This window comes from Pseudomonas entomophila (assembly GCF_029193575.1).
Taxonomy (GTDB): Bacteria; Pseudomonadota; Gammaproteobacteria; order Pseudomonadales; family Pseudomonadaceae; genus Aquipseudomonas; species Aquipseudomonas entomophila_G.
The window spans coordinates 101938-128501 of the sequence record NZ_JARGCS010000012.1; the positions used below are offsets into that span (position 1 = coordinate 101938).

Annotated in this window: 29 protein-coding genes and 2 pseudogenes; 17 read left to right on the forward strand and 14 right to left on the reverse strand. The window is 65.8% G+C overall.

Annotation, left to right across the window (positions count from 1 at the left end; translation table 11 throughout):
• Nucleotides 1–263 precede the first annotated feature (263 nt).
• From hemA to murI, 5 genes are read left to right on the forward strand one after another with little or no spacing between them, the layout of a single operon-like run.
• Nucleotides 264–1541, forward strand: coding sequence for a glutamyl-tRNA reductase (gene hemA / locus P0Y43_RS05265; RefSeq protein ID WP_275636249.1), 1278 nt, complete (start codon nt 264–266; stop codon nt 1539–1541).
• Nucleotides 1538–2620 (forward strand): peptide chain release factor 1, encoded by a 1083-nt coding sequence (prfA, locus tag P0Y43_RS05270; RefSeq protein ID WP_275636250.1) that lies wholly within the window; start codon nt 1538–1540, stop codon nt 2618–2620. Before hemA ends, prfA begins: the two co-directional genes overlap by 4 nt.
• Nucleotides 2621–3451 (forward strand): peptide chain release factor N(5)-glutamine methyltransferase, encoded by an 831-nt coding sequence (prmC, locus tag P0Y43_RS05275; protein ID WP_275636251.1) that lies wholly within the window; start codon nt 2621–2623, stop codon nt 3449–3451.
• Entirely contained in the window at nt 3445–4200 is a 756-nt protein-coding gene (locus tag P0Y43_RS05280; RefSeq protein ID WP_275636252.1) for a molybdopterin-synthase adenylyltransferase MoeB, read from the forward strand. Before prmC ends, P0Y43_RS05280 begins: the two co-directional genes overlap by 7 nt.
• Nucleotides 4193–4990 (forward strand): glutamate racemase, encoded by a 798-nt coding sequence (murI, locus tag P0Y43_RS05285; protein WP_275636253.1) that lies wholly within the window; start codon nt 4193–4195, stop codon nt 4988–4990. The genes P0Y43_RS05280 and murI overlap by 8 nt, the downstream gene beginning before the upstream one ends.
• Nucleotides 4991–5058: 68 nt before the next feature.
• Here the strand turns inward: murI and P0Y43_RS05290 are convergent, their stop codons facing one another.
• The 5 genes from P0Y43_RS05290 to P0Y43_RS05310 form a co-directional block, all read right to left on the reverse strand.
• Nucleotides 5059–5760, reverse strand: a complete 702-nt coding sequence (locus P0Y43_RS05290) for an SDR family NAD(P)-dependent oxidoreductase (RefSeq protein WP_275636254.1) — start codon at nt 5758–5760, stop codon at nt 5059–5061.
• 20 nt (nt 5761–5780) lie between these two features.
• The gene (phrB, locus tag P0Y43_RS05295; protein WP_275636255.1) at nt 5781–7199 is read right to left on the reverse strand and encodes a deoxyribodipyrimidine photo-lyase; all 1419 of its coding nucleotides are present in this window, start codon (nt 7197–7199) and stop codon (nt 5781–5783) included.
• 23 nt (nt 7200–7222) lie between these two features.
• Nucleotides 7223–8092 carry a MerR family transcriptional regulator gene (locus tag P0Y43_RS05300; protein WP_275636256.1) on the reverse strand — a complete coding sequence of 290 codons (870 nt, stop codon included), beginning with the start codon at nt 8090–8092 and terminating at the stop codon, nt 7223–7225.
• Complete coding sequence (locus P0Y43_RS05305) at nt 8082–9050, reverse strand: YbgA family protein (RefSeq protein ID WP_275636257.1); 969 nt, start codon at nt 9048–9050, stop codon at nt 8082–8084. Before P0Y43_RS05305 ends, P0Y43_RS05300 begins: the two co-directional genes overlap by 11 nt.
• A 106-nt stretch (nt 9051–9156) precedes the next feature.
• Nucleotides 9157–10143, reverse strand: a complete 987-nt coding sequence (locus P0Y43_RS05310; protein WP_275636258.1) for an NAD(P)/FAD-dependent oxidoreductase — start codon at nt 10141–10143, stop codon at nt 9157–9159.
• 198 nt (nt 10144–10341) lie between these two features.
• Between P0Y43_RS05310 and P0Y43_RS05315 the strand changes: the two genes are divergently transcribed.
• Nucleotides 10342–11247 (forward strand): TIGR01777 family oxidoreductase, encoded by a 906-nt coding sequence (locus tag P0Y43_RS05315; protein ID WP_275636259.1) that lies wholly within the window; start codon nt 10342–10344, stop codon nt 11245–11247.
• A 13-nt stretch (nt 11248–11260) separates the two neighbouring features.
• Nucleotides 11261–12274, forward strand: a complete 1014-nt coding sequence (gene hemH / locus P0Y43_RS05320) for a ferrochelatase (RefSeq protein ID WP_275636260.1) — start codon at nt 11261–11263, stop codon at nt 12272–12274.
• A 63-nt stretch (nt 12275–12337) separates the two neighbouring features.
• On the opposite strand, the gene P0Y43_RS05325 is transcribed toward hemH, so the two are convergent.
• Entirely contained in the window at nt 12338–13612 is a 1275-nt protein-coding gene (locus tag P0Y43_RS05325) for a uracil-xanthine permease family protein (protein ID WP_275636261.1), read from the reverse strand.
• Nucleotides 13613–13614: 2 nt separating this feature from the next.
• The gene (upp, locus tag P0Y43_RS05330; RefSeq protein WP_275636262.1) at nt 13615–14253 is read right to left on the reverse strand and encodes a uracil phosphoribosyltransferase; all 639 of its coding nucleotides are present in this window, start codon (nt 14251–14253) and stop codon (nt 13615–13617) included.
• A 162-nt stretch (nt 14254–14415) separates the two neighbouring features.
• On the opposite strand from upp, the gene P0Y43_RS05335 reads away from it, so the two are divergent.
• From P0Y43_RS05335 to P0Y43_RS05350, 4 genes are all read left to right on the forward strand, one after another.
• Nucleotides 14416–14973: a hypoxanthine-guanine phosphoribosyltransferase gene (locus P0Y43_RS05335; RefSeq protein ID WP_275636263.1), complete on the forward strand. Its 558-nt coding sequence runs from the start codon at nt 14416–14418 to the stop codon at nt 14971–14973.
• A 2-nt stretch (nt 14974–14975) separates the two neighbouring features.
• Nucleotides 14976–15449 (forward strand): WbuC family cupin fold metalloprotein, encoded by a 474-nt coding sequence (locus P0Y43_RS05340; protein ID WP_275636264.1) that lies wholly within the window; start codon nt 14976–14978, stop codon nt 15447–15449.
• A gap of 162 nt (nt 15450–15611) precedes the next feature.
• Nucleotides 15612–16082, forward strand: a complete 471-nt coding sequence (locus tag P0Y43_RS05345; protein WP_275636265.1) for a hypothetical protein — start codon at nt 15612–15614, stop codon at nt 16080–16082.
• Nucleotides 16083–16151: 69 nt separating this feature from the next.
• Nucleotides 16152–16442, forward strand: a complete 291-nt coding sequence (locus tag P0Y43_RS05350; RefSeq protein ID WP_275636266.1) for a PA4642 family protein — start codon at nt 16152–16154, stop codon at nt 16440–16442.
• A gap of 55 nt (nt 16443–16497) precedes the next feature.
• Here the strand turns inward: P0Y43_RS05350 and mqo are convergent, their stop codons facing one another.
• Together mqo and P0Y43_RS05360 are read right to left on the reverse strand one after the other, a co-directional pair.
• A complete protein-coding gene (gene mqo, locus P0Y43_RS05355; RefSeq protein WP_275636267.1) occupies nt 16498–18003 on the reverse strand; it encodes a malate dehydrogenase (quinone) in 1506 nt (501 codons plus the stop codon).
• 599 nt (nt 18004–18602) lie between these two features.
• Nucleotides 18603–18836: a hypothetical protein gene (locus P0Y43_RS05360; protein WP_275636268.1), complete on the reverse strand. Its 234-nt coding sequence runs from the start codon at nt 18834–18836 to the stop codon at nt 18603–18605.
• 202 nt (nt 18837–19038) lie between these two features.
• Between P0Y43_RS05360 and P0Y43_RS05365 the strand changes: the two genes are divergently transcribed.
• Nucleotides 19039–19623 carry a YajG family lipoprotein gene (locus tag P0Y43_RS05365; protein WP_275636269.1) on the forward strand — a complete coding sequence of 195 codons (585 nt, stop codon included), beginning with the start codon at nt 19039–19041 and terminating at the stop codon, nt 19621–19623.
• A 94-nt stretch (nt 19624–19717) separates the two neighbouring features.
• On the opposite strand, the gene P0Y43_RS05370 is transcribed toward P0Y43_RS05365, so the two are convergent.
• Nucleotides 19718–19924, reverse strand: coding sequence for a hypothetical protein (locus P0Y43_RS05370; protein WP_275636270.1), 207 nt, complete (start codon nt 19922–19924; stop codon nt 19718–19720).
• Between the two features lie 158 nt (nt 19925–20082).
• Between P0Y43_RS05370 and P0Y43_RS05375 the strand changes: the two are divergent.
• Nucleotides 20083–20343: pseudogene (locus tag P0Y43_RS05375) on the forward strand (hypothetical protein).
• A gap of 42 nt (nt 20344–20385) precedes the next feature.
• On the opposite strand, the gene P0Y43_RS05380 reads toward P0Y43_RS05375, so the two are convergent.
• Complete coding sequence (locus P0Y43_RS05380; protein ID WP_275636271.1) at nt 20386–21555, reverse strand: 1-acyl-sn-glycerol-3-phosphate acyltransferase; 1170 nt, start codon at nt 21553–21555, stop codon at nt 20386–20388.
• Nucleotides 21556–21679: 124 nt separating this feature from the next.
• On the opposite strand from P0Y43_RS05380, the gene P0Y43_RS05385 reads away from it, so the two are divergent.
• Genes P0Y43_RS05385 through P0Y43_RS05395 form a run of 3 tightly spaced genes read left to right on the forward strand, consistent with a single transcriptional unit; the run spans nt 21680 to nt 22760 of the window.
• Nucleotides 21680–21865, forward strand: coding sequence for a CPXCG motif-containing cysteine-rich protein (locus P0Y43_RS05385; RefSeq protein ID WP_225788530.1), 186 nt, complete (start codon nt 21680–21682; stop codon nt 21863–21865).
• Nucleotides 21865–22125 (forward strand): putative signal transducing protein, encoded by a 261-nt coding sequence (locus P0Y43_RS05390; RefSeq protein ID WP_275636272.1) that lies wholly within the window; start codon nt 21865–21867, stop codon nt 22123–22125. The genes P0Y43_RS05385 and P0Y43_RS05390 overlap by 1 nt, the downstream gene beginning before the upstream one ends.
• Nucleotides 22126–22139: 14 nt before the next feature.
• The gene (locus P0Y43_RS05395; RefSeq protein ID WP_275636273.1) at nt 22140–22760 is read left to right on the forward strand and encodes an SOS response-associated peptidase; all 621 of its coding nucleotides are present in this window, start codon (nt 22140–22142) and stop codon (nt 22758–22760) included.
• Between the two features lie 69 nt (nt 22761–22829).
• On the opposite strand, the gene P0Y43_RS27020 is transcribed toward P0Y43_RS05395, so the two are convergent.
• Both P0Y43_RS27020 and P0Y43_RS27025 read right to left on the reverse strand, forming a co-directional pair.
• Complete coding sequence (locus P0Y43_RS27020) at nt 22830–23672, reverse strand: methyl-accepting chemotaxis protein (protein WP_430540224.1); 843 nt, start codon at nt 23670–23672, stop codon at nt 22830–22832.
• A 12-nt stretch (nt 23673–23684) separates the two neighbouring features.
• Nucleotides 23685–24935: pseudogene (locus P0Y43_RS27025) on the reverse strand (HAMP domain-containing protein); the annotation flags it as partial.
• A 153-nt stretch (nt 24936–25088) separates the two neighbouring features.
• On the opposite strand from P0Y43_RS27025, the gene P0Y43_RS05405 reads away from it, so the two are divergent.
• Nucleotides 25089–25904 (forward strand): M48 family metallopeptidase, encoded by an 816-nt coding sequence (locus P0Y43_RS05405; RefSeq protein ID WP_275636275.1) that lies wholly within the window; start codon nt 25089–25091, stop codon nt 25902–25904.
• A 36-nt stretch (nt 25905–25940) separates the two neighbouring features.
• Here P0Y43_RS05405 and P0Y43_RS05410 read toward each other — a convergent pair whose 3' ends face one another.
• The gene (locus tag P0Y43_RS05410; RefSeq protein ID WP_275636703.1) at nt 25941–26525 is read right to left on the reverse strand and encodes a TMEM165/GDT1 family protein; all 585 of its coding nucleotides are present in this window, start codon (nt 26523–26525) and stop codon (nt 25941–25943) included.
• Nucleotides 26526–26564 lie beyond the last annotated feature (39 nt).

A 26564-nucleotide genomic window follows, 5' to 3' on the forward strand; every position in this document is an offset into this window, starting at 1 on the left:
CACAAGCTGGATGGCAAACCCACCAGCGATGGTCGCGGCTTATTAGGACAGCCGCACACGCCATGCGTTCGCATGCGGGCCTTGTAGGCGCGGGCCAGGCAACGGCGTTGGCCCCGTTGGCGCTATCGCGGGGCAAGCCCGCTCAGGGGATGACGGTGTTTGGCTGACAGGGTTCATCCATGACGACAATAGCGAACGGTGGTTGTCCTGAATCTTGCGAAGTAGGACAATTATCGGCTTCACGTCACAACCAGCGACCTTGCATGGCCTTTCTTGCCCTTGGTATCAACCATAAGACTGCCTCGGTAGACGTACGCGAGCGCGTGGCGTTTACGCCTGAGCAGCTGGTCGATGCCCTGCAGCAGCTCTGCCGACTGACCGACAGCCGCGAAGCGGCGATCCTGTCGACCTGCAACCGCAGCGAACTCTATATAGAGCAGGACCAGCTCTCGGCCGACGCCGTGCTGCAATGGCTGGCCGCCTACCACCGCCTGAGCCTGGACGAGCTGCGCGCCAGCGCCTACGTCCATGAGGAGCACGACGCCGTCAAGCACATGATGCGCGTGGCCTCGGGGCTCGACTCGCTGGTGCTGGGCGAGCCGCAGATCCTTGGCCAGATGAAGTCGGCCTATGCCGTGGCCCGCGAGGCCGGGACCATCGGGCCGCTGCTCGGGCGCCTGTTCCAGGCCACCTTCAGCGCCGCCAAGCAGGTGCGCACCGACACCGCCATCGGTGAGAACCCGGTGTCGGTGGCCTTCGCCGCGGTCAGCCTGGCCAAGCAGATCTTCGCCGACCTGGGCCGCAGCCAAGCCTTGCTGATCGGTGCCGGCGAGACCATCACCCTGGTCGCCCGCCACCTGCATGAGCAGGGCGTGAAACGCATCGTCGTGGCCAACCGCACCCTGGAGCGGGCCAGCATCCTCGCCGAACAGTTCGGCGCCCACGCCGTGCTGCTGGCCGACATCCCCCAAGAGCTGGCCAACAGCGACATCGTCATCAGCTCCACCGCCAGCCAGTTGCCGATCCTTGGCAAGGGGGCGGTGGAAAGCGCGCTCAAGCTGCGCCGGCACAAGCCGATCTTCATGGTCGACATCGCCGTGCCGCGCGACATCGAGCCGCAAGTCGGCGAGCTGGACGATGTCTACCTCTATACCGTCGACGACCTGCACGAAGTGGTCGCGGAAAACCTCAAGAGCCGGCAGGGCGCGGCCCAGGCCGCCGAGGAACTGGTCAGCGTCGGCGCCGCCGACTTCATGGCGCGCCTGCGCGAGCTGGCGGCGGTGGATGTGCTCAAGGCCTACCGCCAGCAGAGCGAGCGCCTGCGCGATGAAGAACTGCAAAAGGCCCAGCGCCTGCTGGCCAACGGCGGTAACCCCGAAGACGTAATGGCGCAACTGGCCCGGGGCCTTACCAACAAACTGCTGCATGCTCCCAGCGTGCAACTGAAAAAGCTCTCCGCCGAAGGCCGCCTCGATGCGCTGGCCATGGCCCAGGAACTCTTCGCCCTCACCGAGGGCTCGACGGACAAGACCCTGCAATGAAAGCGTCGCTGCTGAAAAAACTGGACATTCTCCAGGACCGCTTCGAGGAACTCACCGCGCTGCTCGGTGACGCCGAAGTCATTTCCGACCAAACTCGTTTCCGTGCCTATTCCCGCGAATACGCCGAAGTCGAGCCGGTGTTCGTCGCTTATAAAGCATGGTGCAAGGTCCAGGACGACCTCGAAGGCGCCCAGGCCCTGCTCAAGGACAGCGACCCCGACCTGCGCGAGATGGCCGTCGAGGAAGTGCGCGAGGCCAAGGAGCAACTGCTGGTGCTGGAGTCGCAGCTGCAGCGCATGCTGCTGCCGAAGGATCCCAACGACGGGCGCAACGTGTTCCTCGAGATCCGCGCCGGTACGGGCGGCGACGAGGCGGCGATCTTTTCCGGCGACCTGTTCCGCATGTACTCGCGCTATGCCGAGAAGCGTGGCTGGCGTTTGGAGATCCTCTCCGAGAACGAAGGCGAGCACGGCGGCTACAAGGAGATCATCGCCCGGGTCGAGGGCGACAGCGTGTATGGCAAGCTGAAGTTCGAGTCTGGCGCGCACCGCGTGCAACGGGTGCCGGAGACCGAGTCGCAAGGCCGCATCCACACCTCCGCGTGCACCGTGGCGGTGCTGCCGGAGCCCGACGAGCAGGTGGCGATCGAGATCAACCCGGCCGACCTGCGCGTCGACACCTACCGCGCCTCCGGCGCCGGTGGCCAGCACGTCAACAAGACCGACTCGGCGATCCGCATCACCCACTTGCCCACCGGCATCGTGGTCGAGTGCCAGGAAGAACGCTCCCAGCACAAGAACCGCGCCCGCGCGATGTCCTGGCTGTCGGCCAAGCTCAACGACATGCAGACCAGCGCCGCGCAGAACGCCATCGCCAGCGAACGCAAGCTGCTGGTCGGTTCGGGCGACCGCTCCGAGCGCATCCGTACCTACAATTATCCACAGGGGCGGGTGACCGACCACCGCATCAACCTGACCCTGTATTCCCTCGACGACGTGCTGGCCGGTGGCGTGGATGCCGTCATCGAGCCGCTGCTGGCCGAATACCAGGCCGATCAACTGGCCGCCCTGGGGGACTGAATGACCATCATCGCCAGCCTGCTGCGCAACGCGCAGTTGCCCGACTCGCCCACCGCGCGCCTGGACGCCGAGCTGTTGTTGGCGGCCGCCCTCGGCAAGTCGCGCAGCTACCTGCACACCTGGCCCGAGCGCATTGTCAGCAGCGAGGCGGCGGACACCTTCGCCGGCTACCTGGTGCGCCGCCGCGCCGGTGAGCCAGTGGCCTACATTCTTGGGCAGCAGGGTTTCTGGAAGCTCGACCTGGAAGTGGCGCCGCATACCCTGATTCCACGCCCGGAAACCGAGCTGCTGGTGGAGGCGGCCTTGCAGCTGCTGCCCGCCACGCCCGCCCGGGTGCTGGACCTCGGCACCGGCACCGGCGCCATTGCCCTGGCCCTGGCCAGCGAGCGTCCGGGCTGGCAGGTCACCGCCGTGGATCGCATCGACGAGGCCGTGGCCCTGGCCGAGCGCAACCGCCAACGCCTGCAACTGGGCAACGTGCAGGTGCGCGCCAGCCACTGGTACGACAGCCTGGCCGGCGAGCGCTACGACCTGATCCTCAGCAATCCACCCTACATCGCCAGCGAAGACCCGCATCTGAGCGCCGGCGACGTGCGTTTCGAGCCAAGCAGTGCGCTGGTGGCCGGGCGCGACGGCCTGGATGACCTGCGCGTGATCATCGCCCGGGCGCCGCAGCACCTGCTGCCCGGCGGCTGGCTGCTGCTGGAGCATGGCTACGACCAGGCCGAGGCGGTGCGCGAGTTGCTGGTTGAGCACGGCTTCGACGCGGTGAGCAGCCGCCAGGACCTGGCCGGCCACGCCCGCATCAGCCTGGGGCGCCTGCCATGCTGACCGACCAGGAGCTGTTGCGCTACAGCCGGCAGATCCTGTTGGCCCAGGTGGACATCGACGGCCAGTTGCGGCTCAAGCAGAGCAAGGCGCTGGTGGTCGGTCTCGGCGGGCTGGGTTCGCCGGTGGCGTTGTACCTGGCGGCAGCCGGTGTCGGCGAGCTGCACCTGGCTGATTTCGACACGGTCGACCTGACCAACCTGCAGCGCCAGGTGATCCACGACAGCGCCAGCGTCGGCATGAGCAAGGTCGACTCGGCGCTGCAACGCCTCGAGGCGATCAACCCGGAGGTCACCCTGGTCGCGCATCGCCAGGCACTGGATGACGACTCCCTGGCCGCCGCCGTGGCGGCGGTCGACCTGGTGCTCGATTGCAGCGACAACTTCGCCACCCGCGAAGCGGTCAACGCCGCCTGCGTCGCCGCTGGCAAGCCGCTGGTCAGTGGCGCGGCGATTCGCCTGGAAGGGCAACTCTCGGTGTTCGACCCGCGCCGTGACTACAGCCCCTGCTACCACTGCCTGTATGGCCATGGCAGCGAAGCCGAGCTGACCTGCAGCGAAGCCGGGGTGATCGGCCCGCTGGTGGGCCTGGTGGGCAGCCTGCAGGCGCTGGAGGCGCTGAAGCTGCTGGCGGGCTTTGGTGAGCCGCTGGTGGGCCGCCTGCTGCTGATCGACGCCCTGGGCACGCGCATGCGGGAGTTGCGGGTCAAGCGCGACCCGGCCTGTGCCGTGTGCGGCAGCCGCCATGGCTGAGCGCGAGGCGCCGGTGGGCGTGATGGACTCCGGTGTGGGTGGTCTGTCGGTGTTGGCCGAGATCCAGCGCCTGCTGCCCAATGAGTCGCTGCTCTACGTGGCCGATTGCGGGCACGTGCCCTATGGCGAGAAGTCTGCGGATTACATCCGCCAGCGTTGCCGGCACATCGCCGACTTTTTCCGCGCCCAGGGCGCCAAGGCCATGGTCCTGGCGTGCAACACCGCCACGGTGGCCGCGGTGGCCGACCTGCGTGAGCTGTACCCGCAGTGGCCGCTGGTGGGCATGGAGCCCGCGGTCAAGCCCGCGGCGGCGGCGACCCGCTCCGGTGTGGTCGGTGTGCTGGCCACCACCGGCACGTTGCAGAGCGCCAAGTTCGCCGCCTTGCTCGACCGCTTCGCCAGCGACGTGAAGGTCATCACCCAGCCGTGCCCAGGCCTGGTCGAGCTGATCGAGACCGGCGACTTGGAAAGCCCCGTCTTGCGCCAGCTTCTGTTGGGCTACGTGCAGCCGCTGCTCAAGGCCGGCTGCGACACCCTGATCCTGGGTTGCACCCACTATCCCTTCCTGCGCCCGTTGCTGGCCGAGATGGTGCCCGCCGAGGTGGCGATCATCGACACGGGCGCCGCCGTGGCCCGTCAACTGCAACGCCTGCTCGCCGCGCGCGGGCTGCTGGCCGAGGGGCCGGCCCGCGAGGCGACGTTCTGGAGCAGCGCCGAGCCGCAGTTGCTCAAGGGGGTATTGCCGCAATTGTGGCACCAGCCCGGCGCCGTGCACCTCTTCCCGCACTGACGAAATCCGCCGCTCACAGGCACAGGCAATCACCTGTGGGAGCGGCTTCGCGCTCCGACAGGGGCGGTTCAGTGTGGCAACGGCCACAGTTGAGTGGGGTCCAGCACTTCCAGCACCAGCTCTGGCTGGCGAGCTTCCAGGCGCTTGATCAGCTCGGCGGCGGCACGGGTGGCGGTCCAGTCTTCGGGGATGGCCAGGACTTCGCTGGTGACTGGCGCCTTGAGCGAGCCCGGCGCCACCAGGGTCAGGTCGATACCTTGGTCTTGCAGGTGTTGCCGTTGCGTGCGGAACCACTGCGGCAGGCTGTTCGCGCCGCGCAACGGTTGTGTCGGCTCGCCCAGTTGCAGTGCCGAATAGCGACTGACCAGCCCCATGACTTGCGGCCTGTCGCCTTTGGCCAGCAGAGCCAGCGCGATGGCCAGGGCATGCTCGCTGGCGAGCAGGTTGCTCGTGGCGATAGCCCCGATCAGCTCGTTGGCGGGTAGGTCCGTCGGCAGGTAGTCGCACGTGCCGGCATTGATGATCAGCCCGTCCAGTGCGCCCCATCGCGCCTGTAGCAGTGCATTGACGGCATGCGCCTCGCTGGCGTCCTGCAACTGCCCGTCGAGGCAAAGCAGGTTGGCGCCGTGTTGCGCTGCTAATGCGTTCAGTTCCTGGCAATCCTTGCCACTTGCGGCGACTCGGTGGCCCTGTTCGAGCAAACCTTGCGCCAGTGCCAACCCTACTCCGTTGGCGGCCCCCGTTACCCAATAACTGCGCGCGTTGATCAAGGCTCGGCCCTCTGTTTCTGTCACTCGGACAGGCCCTTGAAAGCTGCCAGTGCCCGCTGACGACTGCTGTCGAGATCGACGATTGGGGTGAAGTAGTGATTTGTAGCAAATAGGTCTGCGGATTTCACTGGGAAATGGACTTCTTTGTCATTTAGCTGTTTCAGCTCGGGCAACCAATGGCGGATGAAAGTTCCCTGGGGGTCGAAGCGTTGCGACTGGGTGACCGGGTTGAAAATGCGGAAGTAGGGCACCGAGTCGGTACCGGTGGAGGCACTCCACTGCCAGCCGCCATTATTGGCCGCCAGGTCGCCGTCGATGAGGTGGCGCATGAAGTGCCGCTCGCCCTTGCGCCAGTCGATCAGCAGGTTCTTGCTCAGGAACATCGCGACGATCATGCGCAGGCGGTTGTGCATCCAGCCGGTGTGCAGCAACTGGCGCATCGCCGCGTCGATGATCGGGAAGCCGGTGCGTCCCTGTTCCCAGGCCAGCAGGTCGTCCTCGGCATCGCGCCAGGGCAAGGCCTCGGTGTGCGTGCGGAATGGCCGGTGGCGCGACACCTGTGGATACCCCACCAGGATATGTTTGTAGAACTCACGCCAGAGCAATTCGTCGATCCAGGTACGCACGCCCTGGTTGCCGCTGTCGAACTCGCCGCGGTTGCCGGCCAGGGCCGCGTGCAGGCATTGGCGGGGCGAGATCACGCCAGCGGCCAGGTAGGGTGAAAGTTGACTGGTGCCCGGTTTGCCCGGCAGGTCGCGTTGCGCTTGGTAGTCCTCGATCGCCTCGTCGACGAAGCGTGTCAAGCGGGCCTTGGCCTCCCCCTCACCGGCCGGCCAGTACTCGCGCAAGGCCCGGGAGGGCGGCTCGAAGCCGTCCAGGTGCTGGGGAATCGGGTCGCTGACGACCTCCAGTGGTGCCTGGGCCTTCACGGCGTGGGCCTGAGCCGGCAGGTTGCGGTGCAGGTGTTCCAGGCAGGCCTTGCGGAACTGGCCAAACACCTGGAAATAGTGGCCCGCGCGGGTCAGCAGGGTGCCTGGGCGAAACAGCAACTGGTCGAGGTGGGCATGGGCGGTGATCCCTGCATGCTCCAGCTGGACGCGGGTGGTGTCGTCGCGCAGGGTTTCGTTGATGCCGTATTCCTCATTCCAGTGCACCGCTTGGATGCGGTGTTCGCGGCAAACGTCGAGCACCGCCTGTGGCGCCTGCTGCCAGGTCTCGGTATGACGGATCAGCAGGGGAATGTTCAACCGTTCCAAGGCCTGGCGCAGGTCGCGCAGGTTGCGCAGCCAGAAGTCCACCTTGCACGGGGCGTCGTCGTGGGCCTGCCATTGGCCGGGGCTGGTTATCCACAGGGCGATGGTCGGCCCCTGGCCGGTGGCGGCGCTCAGGGCGGTGTTGTCGTCGATGCGCAGGTCGCTGCGCAGCCAGATGAGCTGCATCGGAAGTTTCTCTGAGGTCGGGTTCAGCGGGATTGCTGGAGCAAGCGCAAGGCGCCCTGGGGTTTGTCGAACAGTTGCAGGCGGGCGATCCGCTGCGCCTGCACGCGAGCCTCATGGAGCGAGACCGTGGTGCCACCCAGGAGCTTGGGAATGTCGATTTCCTGCAAGGCAAGCAGCTTGTCCGCTTCCAGGCGGGCGCCGAGGAACAGCACCAATGCCTTTGGGGCCAAGCGTGCAACGGCCTGTTGCAGCTGTTTGCCGCCGACCGGGCGCTCCAGCACTTGCACGGCAAAGCCGCTGCTGCTCAACAGCCAGGCGCAGAGCCACAGGTGTTCGTCGAGCGGCTGGTCGTTGTCGGTCACCAGCAGTATCGGCGGGCCTTCCAGCGACTGGGTGTCGTGGTACACGCGGGCGCCGAGCTTGCTGCGCAGCCAGGTGTGGAAGAGCGCTTGCTCCAGGCGCGCGTCGATGTGGTTGCGCCAGCGTTGTTCGAGGCTGTCGAGCAGCGGTAGCAGCAGTTGCTCGCAGAGCGTCAGCGCCGGGTAGAGGGCCATGGCCTGGTTGAGCTGCTGGTCGAGCGAGCGCGGGGCGAGGTTGGCGACCGCGTCGATCAGGCGCTGGCAACGGTCGTGCCAGTCGCCCTGCAGCAGCGGTGGAGTGTCGGCCTGGCGGTCGAGTAGTTCGCGCACCTGGCCCACCGAGGCACCGCGCTCCAGCCAGTGCAGGATGTCTTCCACGCGGGCGACGTGCGCCTCGCTGTAGAGGCGATGGCCCTTGGGGGTGCGCTCGGGGACCAGCAGGCCGTAGCGGCGCTCCCAGGCGCGCAGGGTCACCGGGTTGACGCCGGTACGGCGTGCCAGTTCGCCGATCGGTAGCCAGCTGTCAGAGAGCATTGCGCAGCCCCAGGCTTTCCGGGTGCGGTTGCAGGTAGGTCTGCTGCAGCAGGTAGGGGTCGGGGTGGTTGCGCAGATGATGCTTGAGCAGGGTCAGCGGCACCACCAGCGGCACGCTGCCTTGCTGGTATTGGCCGATCAACTGCTGCAGCTCGGCCTTGTCGTCGCTGTCGAGTATCGGACGCAGGTAGCCGCACAGGTGCTGCAGGACGTTGCTGTGGGTGCCTCGGCTGGCGCAACGGCGCAACGCTTGCATCAACAGGCTGAAGTAGCGGGGGCCGATCTCCTGCGGGGCATCATCGCGGCGCATGCTGCCGAGCAGGCGGCCCAGTTCGCGGTAGGCCTGCGGGTTGTGGGCCATCAGCAGGTACTTGTAGCGCGAATGGAAGCGCACCAGCGCCCCGCGGCTCAGGCCGTCGGCCAGCAGGCGCTGCCAGTCGGCGTAGGCGTACACGCGGCTGATGAAGTTCTCGCGCAACACAGGGTCGTGCAGGCGGCCTTCCTCTTCCACCGGCAGGTCCGGGCGTCGTGCGCAGAAGGCCTGGGCATAGGCGCCACGGCCACCCTTGAGCGAGGGGCGGCCATCGTCCTGGTAGACCTTCACGCGCTCAAGGCCGCAGGAGGGGGACTTTTGCATGAACACGTAGCCGCAGATGTCGTGCAGCTCGTCGGCCATGCGCTCGCCATAGGCGCGCAGAGGGCCGGAGAGGTCGGTGCCGGGGTTGCGGCTGCCGAGTACCGCAGGTGCCTCTGGGTCGCCGACCAGACGAATGGCATCACGCGGAATGCCCAGGCCGATGGCCACTTCGGGGCATAGTGGCACCCAGTCGAAATGCGCGGCCAGCAATTCGCCGCACAGGTTCGACGCCTTGTGGCCGCCGTTGTAGCGCACTTCCTGGCCAGTCAGGCAGGCGCTGATGGCGATACGGGGTCTGTCCGAGATGTGCTGGGGGTTCATCACTGCCTCCGGAATCCTGTACAAAAAATATTTTTTGTACAGGGTGTATTCCATCACACTGAGGAACTTATACAAGACCTATTTTATGTATAGGTATAGTCAACGTTCAGTCGAGATGCTCCAGCAACCGCCGCGCCGCCTCCTGACCGCTGAGCCAGGCGCCTTCGACGCGCCCGGACAAGCACCAGTCGCCGCAGGCATACAAGCCTTGGTCGGCATCGGCCAGTGCGCCCCATTCATGGTTGCCGGCGGGGCGGGCATAGAGCCAGCGGTGCGCCAGGGCGAAGGTCGGCTCGGGGACCACGCAGCCGACCAGCTCGGCGAACTCGCCGCACAGCTGTTCGATCACGTCGTCCTTGGACAGGTCGATATGCTGCTTGCTCCAGTGCGAGGTGGCGTGCAGCACCCAGGTGTCGAGCTGTTCGTCGCGGCCGGGCTTGCTGCGGTTGCGCGCCAGCCAGTCGAGCGGGTTGTCCTGCACGAAGCAGCCTTGCATGGGGGTGTCGAGCGGGGCTTGGAAGGCCAGGGCGATGGCCCAGGTCGGTTCCATCTGCACGCCGGCGGCCACCGCCGCGAGCTTGGGCGTGCTGGCCAGCAGCGGCGTGGCCTGGGGGGCCGGCACAGCGATCACCACGCGGCTGAACGGGCCATGGCTGCACCCTTCGGTGTCTTGCAGGTGCCAGTACTGCTTGCCGCGAAACACCTCGGCGATGCGGCAGCCGAAGTTCACCGTGACGTCCTTGAGCAGGCCGCGGGTGATCGCGCTCATGCGCGGCACGCCGACCCAGCGCGTCTGTTCGTCGGGGGAGGGGGTCAATTCGCCATCGCGGTAGTTGTACAGCTGCGGTTTCCACTGCGCCGCCCAGCCGGCAGCCACCCACTGCTGCACCTGCTCGACGAAGCGCCGGTCGCGGGCGGTGAAGTACTGCGCGCCAAGGTCCAGGGCGCCGGCATCGCTGCGCTTGCTGGCCATGCGGCCGCCACTGCCATGGCCCTTGTCGAACAGGTGGACGGTCTGCCCGGCCTTCTGCAGGGCCTGGGCCGCGGAAAGGCCGGCGATGCCGGCACCGATGATGGCGATAGGTACTGTCATGATGGCCTCTTCGAACCTTGCTGCTGGCAGACTACGCTGCCGGGCAAACCTGTACAATACAGAAAGTTTGTATAAGGTTATTCCGCTCGATGTGCAGCTTGGCCTATGTTTATCCGAGAGCGTTCGGTCAAACAGCTGGTTTAGAAAGCACCTTGATCTTAAAAATAGACCACAGCCGCAGCTTGCGAGGACACAGCCATGCATATATTGCTGACCGGCGGTACTGGCTTGATCGGCCAGCACCTTTGCCAGTTCTGGCTCGCCCAGGGCCATCGCCTGACCGTGTGGAGCCGCGACCCGGCGCGGGTGCCCCGGCGATGCGGTTCGGCCGTGCGCGGCATTGCCCGCCTCGACGAGCTGGGCGCCGATGACCCGGTCGACGCGGTGGTCAACCTGGCCGGTGCGCCGATCGCCGACCGTCCCTGGACCGGCGCCCGGCGCAACCTGCTGTGGGCCAGCCGCATCGCGCTCACCGAGCAGTTGCTGGCCTGGCTGGAAAGCCGCGAGCAGCGCCCCGGGGTGTTGGTCTCCGGCTCGGCCGTGGGCTGGTATGGCGACGGCGGCGAGCGCGAGCTGACAGAAGCTTCGCCGCCAGTGCGCGAGGATTTCGCCAGCCAGTTGTGCATCGCCTGGGAAGAGACTGCGCAGCGTGCGCAGGCGTTGGGCATGCGCGTGGTGCTGGTGCGTACCGGGCTGGTGCTGGCCAGCGACGGCGGCTTCCTGTCACGCCTGCGCCTGCCGTTCAAACTGGGCTTGGGCGGGCCGTTGGGCGATGGCCGGCAGTGGATGCCGTGGGTTCATATAGAAGACCAGGTCGCCCTGATTGATTTTCTCTTGCGGCACAAGGACGCCAGCGGTCCCTATAATGCCTGCGCGCCAGAGCCGGTGCGCAACCGCGAGTTCGCCAAGCGCCTGGGCCGCGCCTTGCATCGTCCGGCCGTGCTGCCGGTGCCGGCGCTGGTGCTCAAGGCTGGTTTGGGCGAGCTCTCGACGCTGCTACTGGGGGGCCAGCGGGCCCGCCCGGTGCGCCTGTTGGCCGCAGGCTTCACGTTCCGCTTCAACGATCTGCAATCGGCGCTGGACAACCTGTCCAGCCGCCTCTGACATAGGACGCTGCATGACCGATCACGCCCTGCTGCTGGTCAACCTGGGTTCACCGGCCTCCACTTCGGTCGCCGACGTGCGCCGCTACCTCAACCAGTTCCTCATGGACCCGTATGTGATCGACCTGCCGTGGCCGGTGCGACGGCTGCTGGTGTCGCTGATCCTGATCAAGCGCCCGGAGCAGTCGGCCCACGCCTATGCCTCGATCTGGTGGGATGAAGGCTCGCCGCTGGTGGTGCTGACCCGGCGCCTGCAGGCGGCGATGGCCGCGCATTGGCCGCACGGCCCGGTGGAGATCGCCATGCGCTATGGCCAGCCGGCGCTGCCCGAGGTGCTGGAGCGCCTGGCCGCACAGGGCGTGCGCAAGGTGACCCTGGCGCCGTTGTACCCGCAGTTCGCCGACAGCACCGTGACCACCGTGATCGAGTTGGCCAAGCAAACCCTGGCCGAGCGTGGCCTGCCCTTGCAGATGCGCGTGCTGCAACCGTTCTACGAGCACCCCGACTACATCGAAGCCCTGGCCGCCAGCGCCAGGCCCCATCTGCAGCAGGACTACGACCACCTGCTGCTGAGCTTCCACGGCCTGCCCGAGCGTCACCTGAAGAAGCTCGACCCCACCGGCAACCACGACTTCCAGGCCGAGGACTGCTGCAAGGACGCCAGCGCCGAGATGCGCGCGGTGTGCTACCGCGGCCAGTGCCTGGCCACCGCGCGGGCGTTCGCCCAGAAGATGGGCATTGCGGATGGCAAGTGGTCGGTGTCGTTCCAGTCGCGCCTGGGGCGGGCCAAGTGGATCGAGCCCTACACCGAGACGCGGCTGGACGAGCTGGGCAAGGCGGGGGTGAAGAAGCTGCTGGTGATGTGCCCGGCGTTCGTCGCCGATTGCATCGAGACGCTGGAGGAGATCGGCCAGCGCGGGAGCGAGCAGTTCATCGAGGCGGGAGGGCGGGAGCTGGTGCTGGTGCCGTGTCTGAATGACCACCCGGAGTGGGTGCGGGTGTTGGCGGGGTTGTGCGAAAAGGCCTGAGCCAGGCCACGCCCCTTGTAGGAGCGGGGCAAGCTCGCTTCTACAAGGGGGTGAGGTTGCCCGTCAGGGCAACTGATCATCCAGCTTCTTGTTCTTCCAACCGTCATTGCCCGGCAGGATGAGGTTCAACGCGATCGCCACGATCGCGCACAGGGCGATGCCCTTCAGGCCCCAGTCGTCCGGGCCGTCGCCGCTGCCGATCAGCACGCCACCGATACCGAACACCAGCGTCACCGAGACGATCACCAGGTTGCGCGCCTCGGCCAGGTCGATCTTGTGGCGGATCATGGTGTTCATGCCCACCGCCGCGATCGAACCGAACAGCAGGCAGAGGATGCCACCCATCACCGGTACCGGGATGCTCTGCAACAGCGCGCCGAACTTGCCGATGAACGCCAGGGTGATGGCGAACACCGCCGCCCAGGTCATGATCTTCGGGTTGTAGTTCTTGGTCAGCATCACCGCGCCGGTCACTTCGGCGTAGGTGGTGTTGGGCGGGCCGCCGAACAGGCCGGCAGCGGTGGTGGCCAGGCCGTCGCCGAACAACGTGCGGTGCAGGCCGGGTTTCTTCAGGTAATCGCGGCCGGTCACGCTGCCGACCGCGATCACCCCGCCGATGTGCTCGATCGCCGGGGCCAGGGCCACTGGGACGATGAACAGGATCGCCTGCCAGTTGAACTCCGGCGCGGTGAACTTCGGCAGTTCCAGCCATGGCGCGGCGGCGATCTTCGCGGTGTCGACCACGCCAAAGGCGAACGACAGGGCGAAGCCCACCAGCACGCCGGCGATGATCGGCACCAGGCGGAAGATGCCCTTGCCGAACACCGCGACGATCAGTGTGGTCAGCAGCGCTGGCATTGAGATCAGCATCGCGGTCTTGTATGGCACCAGCACGCTGCCGTCACCGGCCTTGCCCATGGCCATGTTGGCGGCAATCGGCGCCATGGCCAGGCCGATCGAGATGATCACCGGGCCGATCACCACCGGCGGCAGCATGCGGTCGATGAAGCCGGTGCCCTTGATCTTCACCATCAGGCCCATGAAGGTGTAGACGAAGCCGGCGGCCATCACCCCGCCCATGGTCGCGGCCAGGCCGAATTGGCCCTTGGCGAGGATGATCGGGGTAATGAAGGCGAAGCTCGAGGCCAGGAATACCGGGACCTGGCGGCCAGTGACCAGTTGGAACAGCAAGGTGCCGAGGCCGGCAGTGAACAGTGCGACGTTAGGGTCCAGGCCGGTGATCAGCGGCATCAGCACCAGCGCGCCGAATGCCACGAAGAGCATCTGCGCGCCCGAGACGACCTGGCGCCACAGCGGGTCGTTGAAGCCGTCCTGCATGGTCAGGCGTCCTTCTGCTTGGTGCCGAAGATCTTGTCACCGGCGTCGCCCAGGCCGGGGATGATGTAGCCGTGCTCGTTCAGGCGCTGGTCGATCGAGGCGGTGTAGATCTGCACGTCGGGGTGGGCTTTTTCCACCACCTCGATGCCTTCCGGTGCGGCAACCAGCACCATGGCTCGGATTTCCCGGCAACCGGCTTTCTTCAGCAGGTCGATGGTGGCGACCATCGAGCCGCCGGTGGCCAGCATCGGGTCGATGATCAGGGCCAGGCGCTGGTTGATATCGGGCGCGAGTTTTTCCAGGTAGGTATGCGCCTCGAGGGTTTCCTCGTTGCGGGCCACGCCCACGGCGCTGACCTTGGCGCCCGGGATCAGGCTGAGCACACCGTCGAGCATGCCGATGCCGGCGCGCAGGATCGGCACTACGGTGATCTTCTTGCCGGCGATCTTCTCGACCGTGACCTTGCCGCTCCAGCCGTCGATTTCGTAGGCTTCCAGCGGCAGGTCCTGGGTGGCTTCATAGGTCAGCAGGGCGCCGACTTCCTGGGCGAGTTCGCGAAAATTCTTGGTGCTGATGTCGGCACGGCGCATCAGGCCGAGCTTGTGGCGGATCAGCGGGTGGCGGATCTCACGAGTGGGCATGGGGAGGGCTCCGGAAGGCGGGCAAAAAAACCGCGCTAGATTAATCTATTCAGTCCGTGCTGTCGTGCAGTCATTGTGCACGTTAGTCCATAAACCCTTGATCTGTGACCGGCGGATGCGTACCTTTGCCCGCTTTTCCATTCGCAGCCCCTGGAGAGCGCCATGTCCGCCGATCTCGAGCATATCCGTCAAGTCATGCGCGAGGCTGACTGCCTGTACAACGAAGCCGAAGTCGAGGCTGCCATCGCCAAGGTCGGCGAGCACATCTGTGCCAAGCTGCACGACAAGAACCCGGTGGTCTTCTGCGTAATGAACGGCGGCCTGATCTTCGCCGGCAAACTGCTCACGCATTTGCAGTTCCCGCTCGAGGCCTCGTACCTGCATGCCACCCGCTACCGCAACCAAACCAGCGGCGGCGAGCTGTTCTGGAAAGCCAAGCCGGAAGTGTCGTTCATCGATCGCGACGTGCTGATCGTCGACGATATCCTCGACGAAGGCCACACCCTCAGCGCCATCATCGAGTTCTGCAAGCATGCCGGCGCGCGTGCCGTGCACACCGCCGTGTTGATCGACAAGGACCACGACCGCAAGGCCAGCCCGGACCTGAAAGCCGATTATGTGGGCCTGCCGTGCGTCGATCGCTACATCTTCGGTTATGGCATGGACTACAAGGGCTACTGGCGCAATGCTAATGGCATCTTCGCCGTCAAAGGGATGTAGCCATGCGCCCACCCGCCTACATGGACCAGTCGCTGTTCAGCGCGCTCGCCGGCAAGGCCGAGGCCAACCCGCGCGGTCGTCAGCACCACAACTTCCATGAGATGAGCGACCCTTGTCATCGCATGGCGGTGGGTTTGCAGCCTGCCACTTATATTCCGCCGCACCGGCACTTGAGCGACGACAAGGCCGAAGCGCTGATCGTGCTCAAGGGGCGCCTCGGCCTGCTGATCTTCGACGAGCAGGGCAAGGTGATCGACAAGCGCGTGATGCAGGCCGGCGGTGAGTGCCTGGGGGTGGACTTGGTGCAGGGCACCTATCATGGCCTGGTGGTGCTAGAGGCCGACACCGTCCTCTTCGAGTGCAAGGCCGGCCTCTACCGCCCGGTGGGCGAGGGCGAGCATGCCCACTGGGCACCGCGCGAGGGCGAGCCGGGCGTCGCTGAGTATCAGGCCTGGATGCGCGCTCAGTTCGACTGAACGACTGCGTCGTGTTCATCGCGGGGCAAGCCCGCCACAGGTACCCCGCTATTTCCAATGCGGCGCGTCCCTGTGGGGGCCGGTTCGCCCTGCGATGGGCCCCCAAAATCCCTCCACAAACCTACACATGCTAGAGTGCCTCCTCATGCCAAGGAGCCTCCCATGCGTGCGTTCATCCCCTTCCTGCTGGCCGTGAGCCTGCCGCTATCCGCGGCCCCCTTGCACAGCCAGTTCCTGCCCCCCGACGACCTCTCCCTGCGCCAGGAAGCCCCGACAGCCCAGCAACTGTTGCAGGTCACCGACTACTCGGTGGTGGTCGGTGCCCAGCGTCAATCCGATCAGCAGCCGATCCCGATCACTTCATCCTTGCAGATGCGCCTGAAGGGCAAGCCGCTGAGCAAGGGCGCGAGCATCACCCAGGTGCTGCTGAACTTCGGGGGCGAGGGTGGCAAGAGCCTGAAGAAGCCGGTGTACGACGAAGCCGCCCGCACCCTGACCCTCAACTACCCGATGGCCGACTACCGTGTGGTGATGGACCTGCTGCGCAACGAGACGCTGTACGTGCAGTTCCTCACCTACGCCAACGGCCATGTCTGGGCCGACCTGCACACCGGCACCGTACGTACGCGTTGAGGCGTGTGCTGGGTGGGGGGTAAACTGCCGGCCTTTGAAATGCCCGTGATGGCCCAGTTGGAGTCGGCAATGCGTAAAGACAAGAAACAAGTGATTGGCGATGAGATCAGCGACGATTACATCAAGACGTTCCTGCAGTTCGAGCCTGCCGATGGTCTGACCTCGCCGTCGCACCACAAACTGATCAAGGCCTACCGTGGCCTGCGCATCGACGACTTCGAGCGTTTCGTCGGGTTCTTCGTCGCGGCGGGGTATGACGTCGATGGCCAGGACGAGCACGGCAAGACCTTCGTCGAGGTGATCGCCGACCAGCGCAATGCGCCGGAGTATGTCGAGGTCATCGACAAGGCGCGCGGCTGACGCGGCATCCGCCATGAAAAAACGCCCCGAAGGGCGTTTTTTTTGTGCCTGCGAATCAGGCGTAGTGCTGTGCCGGGTGGCTTTCCTCCAGCCCCAGCGCCTCGTCGTTCTCGGCGCTGATCTTGTGGTACAGGGCCGCGTCGGTGGCCAGGGTCTTCTCACGTGCCGGGAAGATTTCCTTGAGCTTGACAGCCCACGCCCCCTTGGCCTGCTCGGGGAAGCAGCGCTCGATCAGCTCGAGCATGATCGACACGGTCACCGAAGCACCCGGCGAAGCGCCGAGCAGCGCGGCCAGGCTGCCGTCCTCGGCCGAGACCAGCTCGGTGCCGAACTGCAGGATGCCGCCCTTCTTCGGGTCTTTCTTGATGATCTGCACGCGCTGGCCCGCCACTTCCAGTCGCCAGTCCTCGGCCTTGGCCTCGGGGTAGAAGCGGCGCAGTGACTCCAGGCGCTGCTCCATCGACTGCATCACTTCGCTGACCAGGTACTTGGTCAGGTCCATGTTGTCGCGGGCCACCGCCAGCATCGGGCCGATGTTGCCCATACGCACCGACAGCGGCAGGTCCATGAATGAACCGTGCTTGAGGAACTTGGTGGTGAAACCGGCATACGGGCCGAACAGCAGCGACTTGTTGCCATCGACCACGCGGGTGTCGAGGTGCGGCACCGACATCGGCGGGGCGCCGACCGCGGCCTGGCTGTAGACCTTGGCCTGGTGCTGTTTGACGATCTCCGGGTTGTCGCAACGCAGCCACTGGCCGCTGACCGGGAAGCCGCCAAAGCCCTTGCTCTCCGGGATGCCTGACAGTTGCAGCAGCGGCAGCGCCGCGCCGCCGGCGCCGAGGAACACGAAGCGGGCGTCGACTTCACGGCTGCCGCCGCTGTTGACGTCCTTGATGCTGACGGTCCAGCCGCTGCCGTTGCGGCGCAGGCCGACGACCTTCTTGCTGTACTTGACCTGGGCCTGCGGGCCGTTGCCCAGCAGCTTGAGCAGCTTGTTGGTGAGCGCGCCGAAGTTGACGTCGGTGCCCTTGAGCACGCGGGTGGCGGCGATGCGCTGGTCGGCGGGGCGGCCTGGCATCATCAGCGGCATCCATTCCTGCATCACCGCGTTGTCTTCGGTGTATTCCATTTCGGCGAAGGCGTGGTGCTGCTTGAGCAGTTCGAAGCGCTTCTTGAGGAACGCGATGCCTTTGTCACCTTCGACGTAGCTCAGGTGCGGCACCGGGTTGATGAAGTCGCGCGCGGGGCCGAAGCCGCCTTTCTTGCTCAGGTAGGCCCAGAACTGGCGGGACACCTCGAACTGGGTATTGATGTGCACGGCCTTCTTGATGTCGATGCTGCCATCGGCGGCCTGGGGCGTATAGTTCAGCTCGCACAGGCCGGCATGGCCGGTCCCGGCGTTGTTCCACGGGTTGGAACTTTCCGCGGCACCGGAGTCCATCGCCTCGACGACCTCCAGCTTGAGCGCGGGGTCAAGCTCCTTGAGCAGTACGGCCAGGGTGGCACTCATGATGCCCGCGCCTACCAGTACCACATCAACCGATTCGTTCTGCGCCATTAACGCGTCTCCACAATCTACAGCACCTAATTGACAGCATAGGATTCCTGGGTCGCCAGGATCGCCATGTCCGACTCTTCGCAGTTCTTGCAACTTCCGCGGACACCGCCAATCAGTCTCGGGTGTTCAAATATTGAACGCCGTTGCCGCGGCTGCGGCAATTCGACTTATGGTCAAGGGGCCCGTCGTGGGTTACGGAGCGGCTTCAGGCTCCCATCCAGGATGAGCGCTTTTGCCGTCTGTTCAGGGCTGTTCGGGACACATCTGCCGCTTTTACACATGCCAGACTGTTCATTTGCTCGCCACACTCTCGTGAAGTTGTGAAAAACCGTTTTTTCACGCTCTTTTGGAGACGTGAACCTCAAAGGTGGACTGCGCGATGGCAACCCGCAGGTTCATGCGAAGCGTGCGGCCGGCAGAGCAGGCACGACAGCCAAGGCAAGACCTGAGTGGAAGGCTCTCTGTGGGCGAAGCGGGAGGTGCCGGGGTCAAGCGGCGAATGCGGGGCCCGATCAGGAGACGTCCTTATAATCGGGGGGAGATTATAACGATGTCGCGGGCAGAAAGGTGTGCTTCTTGGCTTTTTATTGCTGCGTTTGTCAGGCCGCCAGGCTGCGTTGCAGCCAACGGCGGCTTGCGCGGGCGCAAACCCGGGCGCTGGCGGGCAGTGGGCGGCCAAGCCAAGCCAGGTGCGCTTCGCTGACCTGGACCCAGCCGCTGCCGCTGGGGGCCTGGCTGCACTGCTTGAACGCCAGGCACAGGCCGTTCGCGTCGAGGCGGGCGTAGGTGTTGTGGCGCGGGCGTTGGAAGAGCAGGGTCCAGAGCGAGGCCATGGCGGCGAGTCCTGTTTGAGCGGGCTGGCGCAAGGATAGCGGGCAAGGCATGAAACCATTGTGACAGGGGCGAGGTTCGAGCTTCGAGCGGCAAGAGTGCGGGGTGGCTGGAAACGCGCAGCTTTACTTCTCGAAGCTTGCCGCTTGTAGCTCGCCACTCGTTATACTGTGGGCCTTTGCCGCTTTTTCTGGAGAAATGCGCATGCTGCAACGTCTGTTGTTCGGTTTGATCGCGGTGGCCACGCTGAGCCTGGTCGGTTGTGCCCACAGCCCGCAACAACTCAGCCCGCAACCCAAGCTCACCAGCCAGCTCAACCCGGTCGGCCGCGGCCAGCCGGTGGTGGTCAAGGTGGTCGATGGCCGCGCCTCGCAATCGCTGGGCACCCGTGGCGGCATGTACCCCGAGACCAGCACCATCAGCGTCAACGGCAACGACATCGTGCCCAAGTTGCAGGCCCAGGCCGAGGCGGCGGTGCGCCTGCTCGGCTTCACCCCCACGCCGAACGCCTACAACGCGCCGCAACTGACCGTGACCCTGGCCGAGCTGAAGTACCAGTCGCCGAAGGACAACCTGTACGTGACCGAAGCGACCATCGGCGCCACCTTCCGCGCCGACGTGGCCAACGCCAACCGCCGCTACAGCGGGCGTTATGGGGCGTCGCTGGACCAGCGTTTCGGCATGGCGCCGAACCAGGAGACCAACACCAAGCTGGTCAGCGATGTGTTGAGCGATGCGCTGACCCGGCTGTTCAAGGACCCGACCATCGGTCAGGTGCTGGGCGAGTAAGCCTCGCTGCTGGAATGAAGAAACCCGCTGCCTGGGCACAGGCAGCGGGTTTTTTGTTGGCCTTGCCGGCCCTATCGCCCCTACAGGGGGCTGCTCAGGCGGCTTCGATAGCGAAATCCAGAACGCTCAGGCCGGTCTCGGCATCGAGCTCCGGCAGGTCCTGGTGCGCATGCCCGCCCAGGGCGCAATACACCAGCCAGCGGTGGTCATGGACGTTGATGGCGAAGCCGTCGATCAGCGCCTGTTGCTCATCGCTCTGGGCGACGAGATAGAGGCGGTCCTGGTTCTCGGCGTGCAGCATGACAAGCTCCGGTACGGGAAAAGGTCGACAGGGTGGCGTGTCTGCATGACGCGCGTGTGACAGATGAAATTAAGTGACAGCTGGTCGCAAAAGCCGGGCACGGCATGTGGGCTTGGGTAGAATGCCGGGCTTCGTTTGCGTTGTTCCGAGGTTGCGTGATGTCCCTGCAAGTCCTTTGGGGGCTTTTGGCCGCCCATCCGGCCAAGCTGATCAATCTGCTGGCCCTGCTCATCACCTGCCCGGGCGGGTTGCTGCTGCACAGCGCCCGCCGCCGCGAGAGCCTGGCGCGGGAAAGCCTGGCGGCGCAGGAGGGCGTGGCGGACGCTTTCTACTAGCGCGTGCCGCGCTACTACTACATCCTCGGTTTCTCGTGCCTGGCGATGGCACTGCTGCTGTCCTGGTTCAGCACCTGGGTTTGAAGGCGCGGGCTTGCCCCGCGCCTACAGGGGGATGCGCCTGTTTCAGGCGACCGGGCTCTGCGCCTTGACCTGGTACTGGTTGCGCACCGGCGTTGCGTACTGCAACACCAGGTATGGCCGGTGCTCGGCCGGGCAGGCGTCCAGGCGGCGCTGCCATTCGGCCTTGGCGCGCTCCAGCTCGTCGGCCGGGAACACCTTCTCGGCCGGTGGCACGCCCAGCGCCGCATCCTTCTCGTCCCACATCGCATAGGCCAGGTAGTGGACCGGGAACAGCCGGTAGCCACCGAGGATCTGCCGGTCGATCTCCTGGGCCAGCTGTTTGGTGTCCTCGAAGTACTCGGTCACCGGCGGGGCGAAGTTGATGTGCACCCGGCCCTTGTAGCCGGTAATGCCCAGGGCGATGCTGTTGTCGTCCTCGCCCGGCGCCTTCTTGTAGCCGCCGGTGGTGGCGCGGATGTACAGCTCGCGGGCCTTGGCCTGGTCGCAGGGGTCGTATTCGTAGCTGATCGACACCGGGATCAGGTTCAAGCCTTGGATCACCGAGCCGAAGGGTTCGTCCTTGCGGCTCATGTGGAACATCTTGAGGATCGCCGAATCGGTGCGGTCGTCACCGTCCTTGGCGCGGCCTTCGGCCTGGGCGATCCAGATCGAGGCGCCGTCGTTGCGGATCGAATGGTTGATGTACGCCGACAGCAGTTGGTAGGCCGCCAGCTTCTCGCGTCGACCGCTGAGCGAGCGGTGCACGATGAAGCTCTTGTTCAGGCGCATCATGTCGCTGACGAAGGGCTTTTGCAGCAGGTTGTCGCCGATGGCGATGCGTGGTGTCGGCAGGCCGGCGTGGTAGACCGCGTAGTTGACGAACGCCGGGTCCATCACGATATCGCGGTGGTTGGCCAGGAACAGGTAGGCGGTACCGGCCTTCAGTTGCTCGACGCCCGTGTAGGTGACGCCGTCGGTGGCACGGTCGATGGTGCGGTCGACGTAGTACTCGACCTTGTCCTGCAGTGTGGAGACGCAGGTAACGCCAGCGAACTCCTGGCGCAGGCGCCGGGCGATCAGCGGTTTGAGCAGCCAGCCGAAGGCGCCCGCCGCGCGCGGGAAGCGGAAGTGGGTGAGGATATCGAGGAATGCCGGGTCGCTGAGCAGGCGTGCCAGGACGGCAGGGACCTCAGCGTCGTCGTACGGTCGGATGGCATCGAATTCGCCCATCATGCTCTCTTGTTGGAAACGGCTAGGGTAATAAGGTAGGGGTGGGCTCCGAAAAACGGCTCGGACACACGCAGGCCCTGTAAACAGACCGGCAATTATACGCACAAGTCACCGCGCAGGCCCCCAGATGCTAGAGACTGACTTCTATCGTTGTCCTTATTGCGGCGAATCGGTGGAAACCACCGTCGATCTGTCCGGCGGCGACCAGGTCTACACCGAGGACTGCCAGGTATGCTGCCAGCCCATCGTGTTCATCTTGCAGGTGCATGGTGACGAATGGATGCTCGAGGTGCGGCGCGAGGATGATGCCTGATGCAACGGATCTACGAACCGGCCAGCCTGATGGAGGCCGAGATGCTGGTCGGCATGCTGGCCAATGAGGGCATCGCGGTGCACCTGGTGGGCGGCGACCTGGTCGGCGCCATGGGCGACCTGCCCATGCACGGCCTGCTGGCCCTGGCGGTGGCCGACCAGCACGCCGATTACGCACGCCAGCTGATCGATGCGTACAATGCTGCCCAGCCCGTTTTCGGCGACGAGCCGGAGAGCATTCCCGGCACCCTGATCTGCTAGGTTGTTTTCGCCCTATGTGTGGACGCTACGCCCTCTTTCGCTGGTCCCCGGCCTTTGCCGCGCTGCCGGGCTTTCCCGCCGACCAGCGCGCCCAATGGAACATCGCCCCCGGCGCCTCGGTGCTGATCCAGCGCCAGCTCGACGGTCAGTTGCAACTGGCGCGGGCACGCTGGGGGCTGACCCCGCCGTGGTTGACCGACCTCTCCCGCACGCCGGCCCAGGCGCGTGCCGAAACCCTGGCCGAGCAGCCGATGTTCCGCGAGGCGTTCCGCCAGCGGCGCTGCCTGATGCCGGCCAACGGCTTCTACGAGTGGCGCGGCAACGTGCGCAAGCGGCCATACTGGCTGACCCCCGGGGAGGGCGCATCGCTGTTCTACGCGGCGGTGTGGGAGGCGTACCCGGTGCAGGAGCAGGTGTGGCTCAGTTGCGCGGTCGTCACCCAGGCGGTGGTGAGCCAGCGGCGGCCGTTGATTCTCGATGAAGCGGGGCAGGCGGCGTGGCTCGACCCGCAGACGCCGCTGCCGCGCCTGCATGAGTTGCTGGCCAGCCCGCCAGCGGCGTTGCGCGAGCGGGCCTTGGCGCATTTCGTCAATGACCCGAAGCTGGATGCGCCGGAGTGCCTGACGCCGGCGTGAGGCGGGTGGTCATCGGGTTGCCACGCCGGCCCCATCGCGGGGCCAGCCCATCAGGTATACCGCCGCCACTCAAACCCTGAACTGATTGATCAACCGCCGCTGCTGCTCGGCCAGCTTGGTCAGCTCGGCACTGGCCTGGCTCGACTCGTCCGCGCCGCCGGCCACTTCACCGGCCACCTGGCCGATGTTGATGACGTTGCGGTTGATGTCCTCGGCCACCGCGCTCTGCTGCTCGGCGGCGCTGGCGATCTGGGTGTTCATGTCGTTGATCACCGACACTGCCTGGGTGATGCTCTCCAGCGCCTCGGCCGCGCGGCTGGCCTGCTGCACGCTGTCGTCGGTCTTGCCCTGGCTGTCCTCCATCACCCTGACCACTTCGCGGGTGCCTTGCTGCAACTGCTGGATCATCTGCTGGATTTCTTCGGTGGCCTGCTGGGTCTTCTGCGCCAGGTTGCGCACCTCGTCGGCGACCACCGCGAAGCCCCGGCCCTGTTCACCGGCACGCGCGGCCTCGATGGCGGCATTGAGCGCCAGCAGGTTGGTCTGCTCGGCGATGGCGCGGATCGCCACCAGGATCGCATTGATGTTTTCCGAATCGCGGGCCAGGTCCTGCACCACGGTCACCGCGCGGCCGATCTCGGTGGCCAGCACGCTGATGGAGTGGGAAGTGTCGCGCACGATCTGCAGCCCCTGGTTGGCCGCCTGGTCGGCGTTGCTCGCGGCATGCGCGGCGTGGGTGGCGTTGCGCGCCACGTCCTGGGCAGTGGCGGTCATCTCCTGCACGGCGGTGGCCACCTGGTCGATCTCGGCCATTTGCTTGTGCACACCCTGGTTGGTGCGGATGGCGATGTCGGCGGTGTGCTCCGACGAGTCGCTGACTTTCTGCACCGAGGTCACCACTTGGCTGATCATCGCCTGCAATTTGGCCAGGAAGGTGTTGAAGCCCGTGGCGATGGCACCCAGCTCGTCGGCGCGGTCGCTTTGCAGGCGCCGGGTCAGGTCGCCTTCGCCCTGGGCGATGTCGTCGAGCATCGCGACCATCTGGCGCAGCGGACGGGCGATGCCGTGGGCCAGCAACCAGATCACCAGCAGGCCGAGGGCGGCGATGCCCAGGCCCACCAGGGTCATGCCGGTGATGTCGGTGCGGCGTTGCGCGGCCAGGTCGTGTTGCAGCTGGTTGACGTCGGCCATCACCGTGCTCAGCGGCATTTCCAGCAACAGCACCCAGCGGGCGTCGGTGCTGGCGACCTTGAACGGCAGGAACAGCTCGATACGATCCTTGCTGCTGTCGACCTTGTAGTGCAGTTCCTCGCCCTTGAGGCTGGCCAGGGTCGCGGCTTCCGACGAGTCGAGCACGTCGCTGGCCTTCTCGCCGAACTTGGAGGCGTCGCGGGTGTAGGCCACCAGGCGGCCGTTGGCCGACACCAGGGCCAGCTCGCCGGCGCCGTTGTAGAGCTGACGGTCGGCGGCATTGAGCAGGTCCTGGATGAAGTTCACCGACAGGTCGGCGCCGGCGATGCCTTGGAACTGGCCGTTGACCAGAATCGGCTCGACGAACGAGGCGAGCATGACCATCTTGTCACCCACCTTATAGGGCGCGGGGTCGATCACGCAGGCTTTCTTCGACTCCTTCGAGCACAGGTAGTATTCACTGGCGCGTACCCCGGTCGAGAGGAGGGTGTGGTCGTTGACGTCCACCAGCCGATCGTAACCCAGGCTGCCGTCGGCATTGCGGAACCACCAGGGCAGGAAGCGTTCGCCGTTGCTGTCGGCCTTGTCCAGCGCGTTTGGCTCCCAGCCCAGGTAAGCGCCGAGCACGCTCGGGTTGACCTCGACGGTGCGCTTGAGCTGGTTGACCAGGTAGGCGCGGTCCAGCTGCATCAGCGGCTTGCCCTCGCTGTCCTGCATGCCGAGCATCTCATTTAGGGTGGCCAGGCTGCGGCTGATCAGCAGCGGCGCTTCCAGGCCGCGCTGGATCTCGCTGACCTGGGTGCGGGCCAGCGCCGCCAGGCGCTGTTCGATCACGCTTTCGAATTGCTGCTGGGTGCGTTGCTGCACCAGGGTCTGGGTGCGTTCGCCGGAGTACACGGCGTAGAGCACCAGGGCGGCGACGATGCTGAGCACGATGGCACCGGCCAGCGCCGCGACGGAAAACTGGATCGACTTGAACTTCATTGTTGGAAGGCTCCGCACGAGGAGGTCGGTTTTTCCTGTTATCGGCGGGGTAATACGAAAGCATGAGGGGCCGGCAAGAAATCTTCCCTGCGGCTATGGCGGGGGCGGGCAACTGGCCCTAGGATACGGCGCATGTGGATAGGGAGTGTTTTCATGCGTAGAACGATCGTTGCCGGCCTGCTGGGTGCCGGCGTGGTGCTGGGTGGCTGCCAGGCGGTGAACACCACCAGCGGTGGCGCGGTGGGCGTCGAGCGCAAGCAGTACATGTTCAGCATGCTCTCGACCGACGAGGTCAACCAGATGTACGCGCAGTCGTACCAGCAGACCCTCGGCGAGGCGTCGAGCAAGGGCATGCTGGACAAGTCCAGCGCCACCGCCAAGCGCGTGCAGGCCATCGCCGACCGGCTGATCGCCCAGGCCCCGCAGTTCCGCCCGGATGCCGCGCAGTGGAAGTGGGAGGTCAACGTGATCAAGAGCGACGAGCTCAATGCCAACTGCGGCCCGGGCGGCAAGATCATCTTCTATACCGGCTTGATCGATAAGCTGCAGCTCACCGATGCCGAGATCGCCGCCGTGATGGGCCATGAGATCGCCCACGCCCTGCGCGAGCATGGCCGTGAGGCGATGTCCAAGGCCTATGGCGTCGAGGTGGCGCGCCAGGGCGCGGGTGCCTTGCTGGGCCTGGGCCAGGACAGCATGGCATTGGCCGACACCGTGGTGAACTACGCCATGACGCTGCCCAACAGCCGCGCCAACGAGAACGAGGCCGACCTGATCGGCCTGGAACTCTCGGCCCGCGCCGGGTACGACCCGAACGCCGCGATCAGCCTGTGGAACAAGATGAGCAAGGCGTCCGAAGGCGCGCCGCCGGAGTTCATGAGCACCCACCCGGCCTCCAGCAGCCGGATCGCCTCGTTGCAGGCGGCGATTCCCAAGGTGATGCCGCTCTATCAGGCGGCGAAGAAGTAATCGGCGCAGGGGGGCTGCTGCGCAGCCCTCCGCGGGTCATCCCACCCAGCCACTGGCCTTCATCGCCGAGTACACCGCCACCACGGCCAGCACGAAGAACGCCGCCGCCGCCAGGCGCCGGATCAACGCCAGCGGCAGTTTCTCGGCCGCGAAGTTACCGGCCAGCACCACCGGCACGTTGGCGATCAGCATGCCCAGGGTGGTGCCGATGATCACCATGATCAGGTGCGGGTACTGGGCGGCGAGCATTACCGTGGCGACCTGGGTCTTGTCGCCGATTTCCGCCAGGAAGAACGCGATCAGCGTGGTCACGAACGGCCCGAAGCGCCGCGCCGCGCCGGCCTCGTCGTCATCCATCTTGTCCGGCACCAGGGTCCACAGGGCGGTGGCGGTGAAGCTGGCGGCGAGTATCCAGTGCAGCACGGTTTCGCTGAAGAACCCGCTGACCCAGGCGCCCACGGCACCGGCGGCGGCATGGTTGGCGAGGGTGGCGGCGACGATGCCGGCGATGATGGGCCAGGGCTTGCGAAAGCGTGCGGCGAGGATGAGCGCGAGCAGTTGCGTCTTGTCGCCGATTTCGGCGAGCGCAACGATGGCGGTGGGGACGAGCAGCGATTCCAGCATCAGGATTCCTACGGGGGCGGGTCGACACGGCTATGA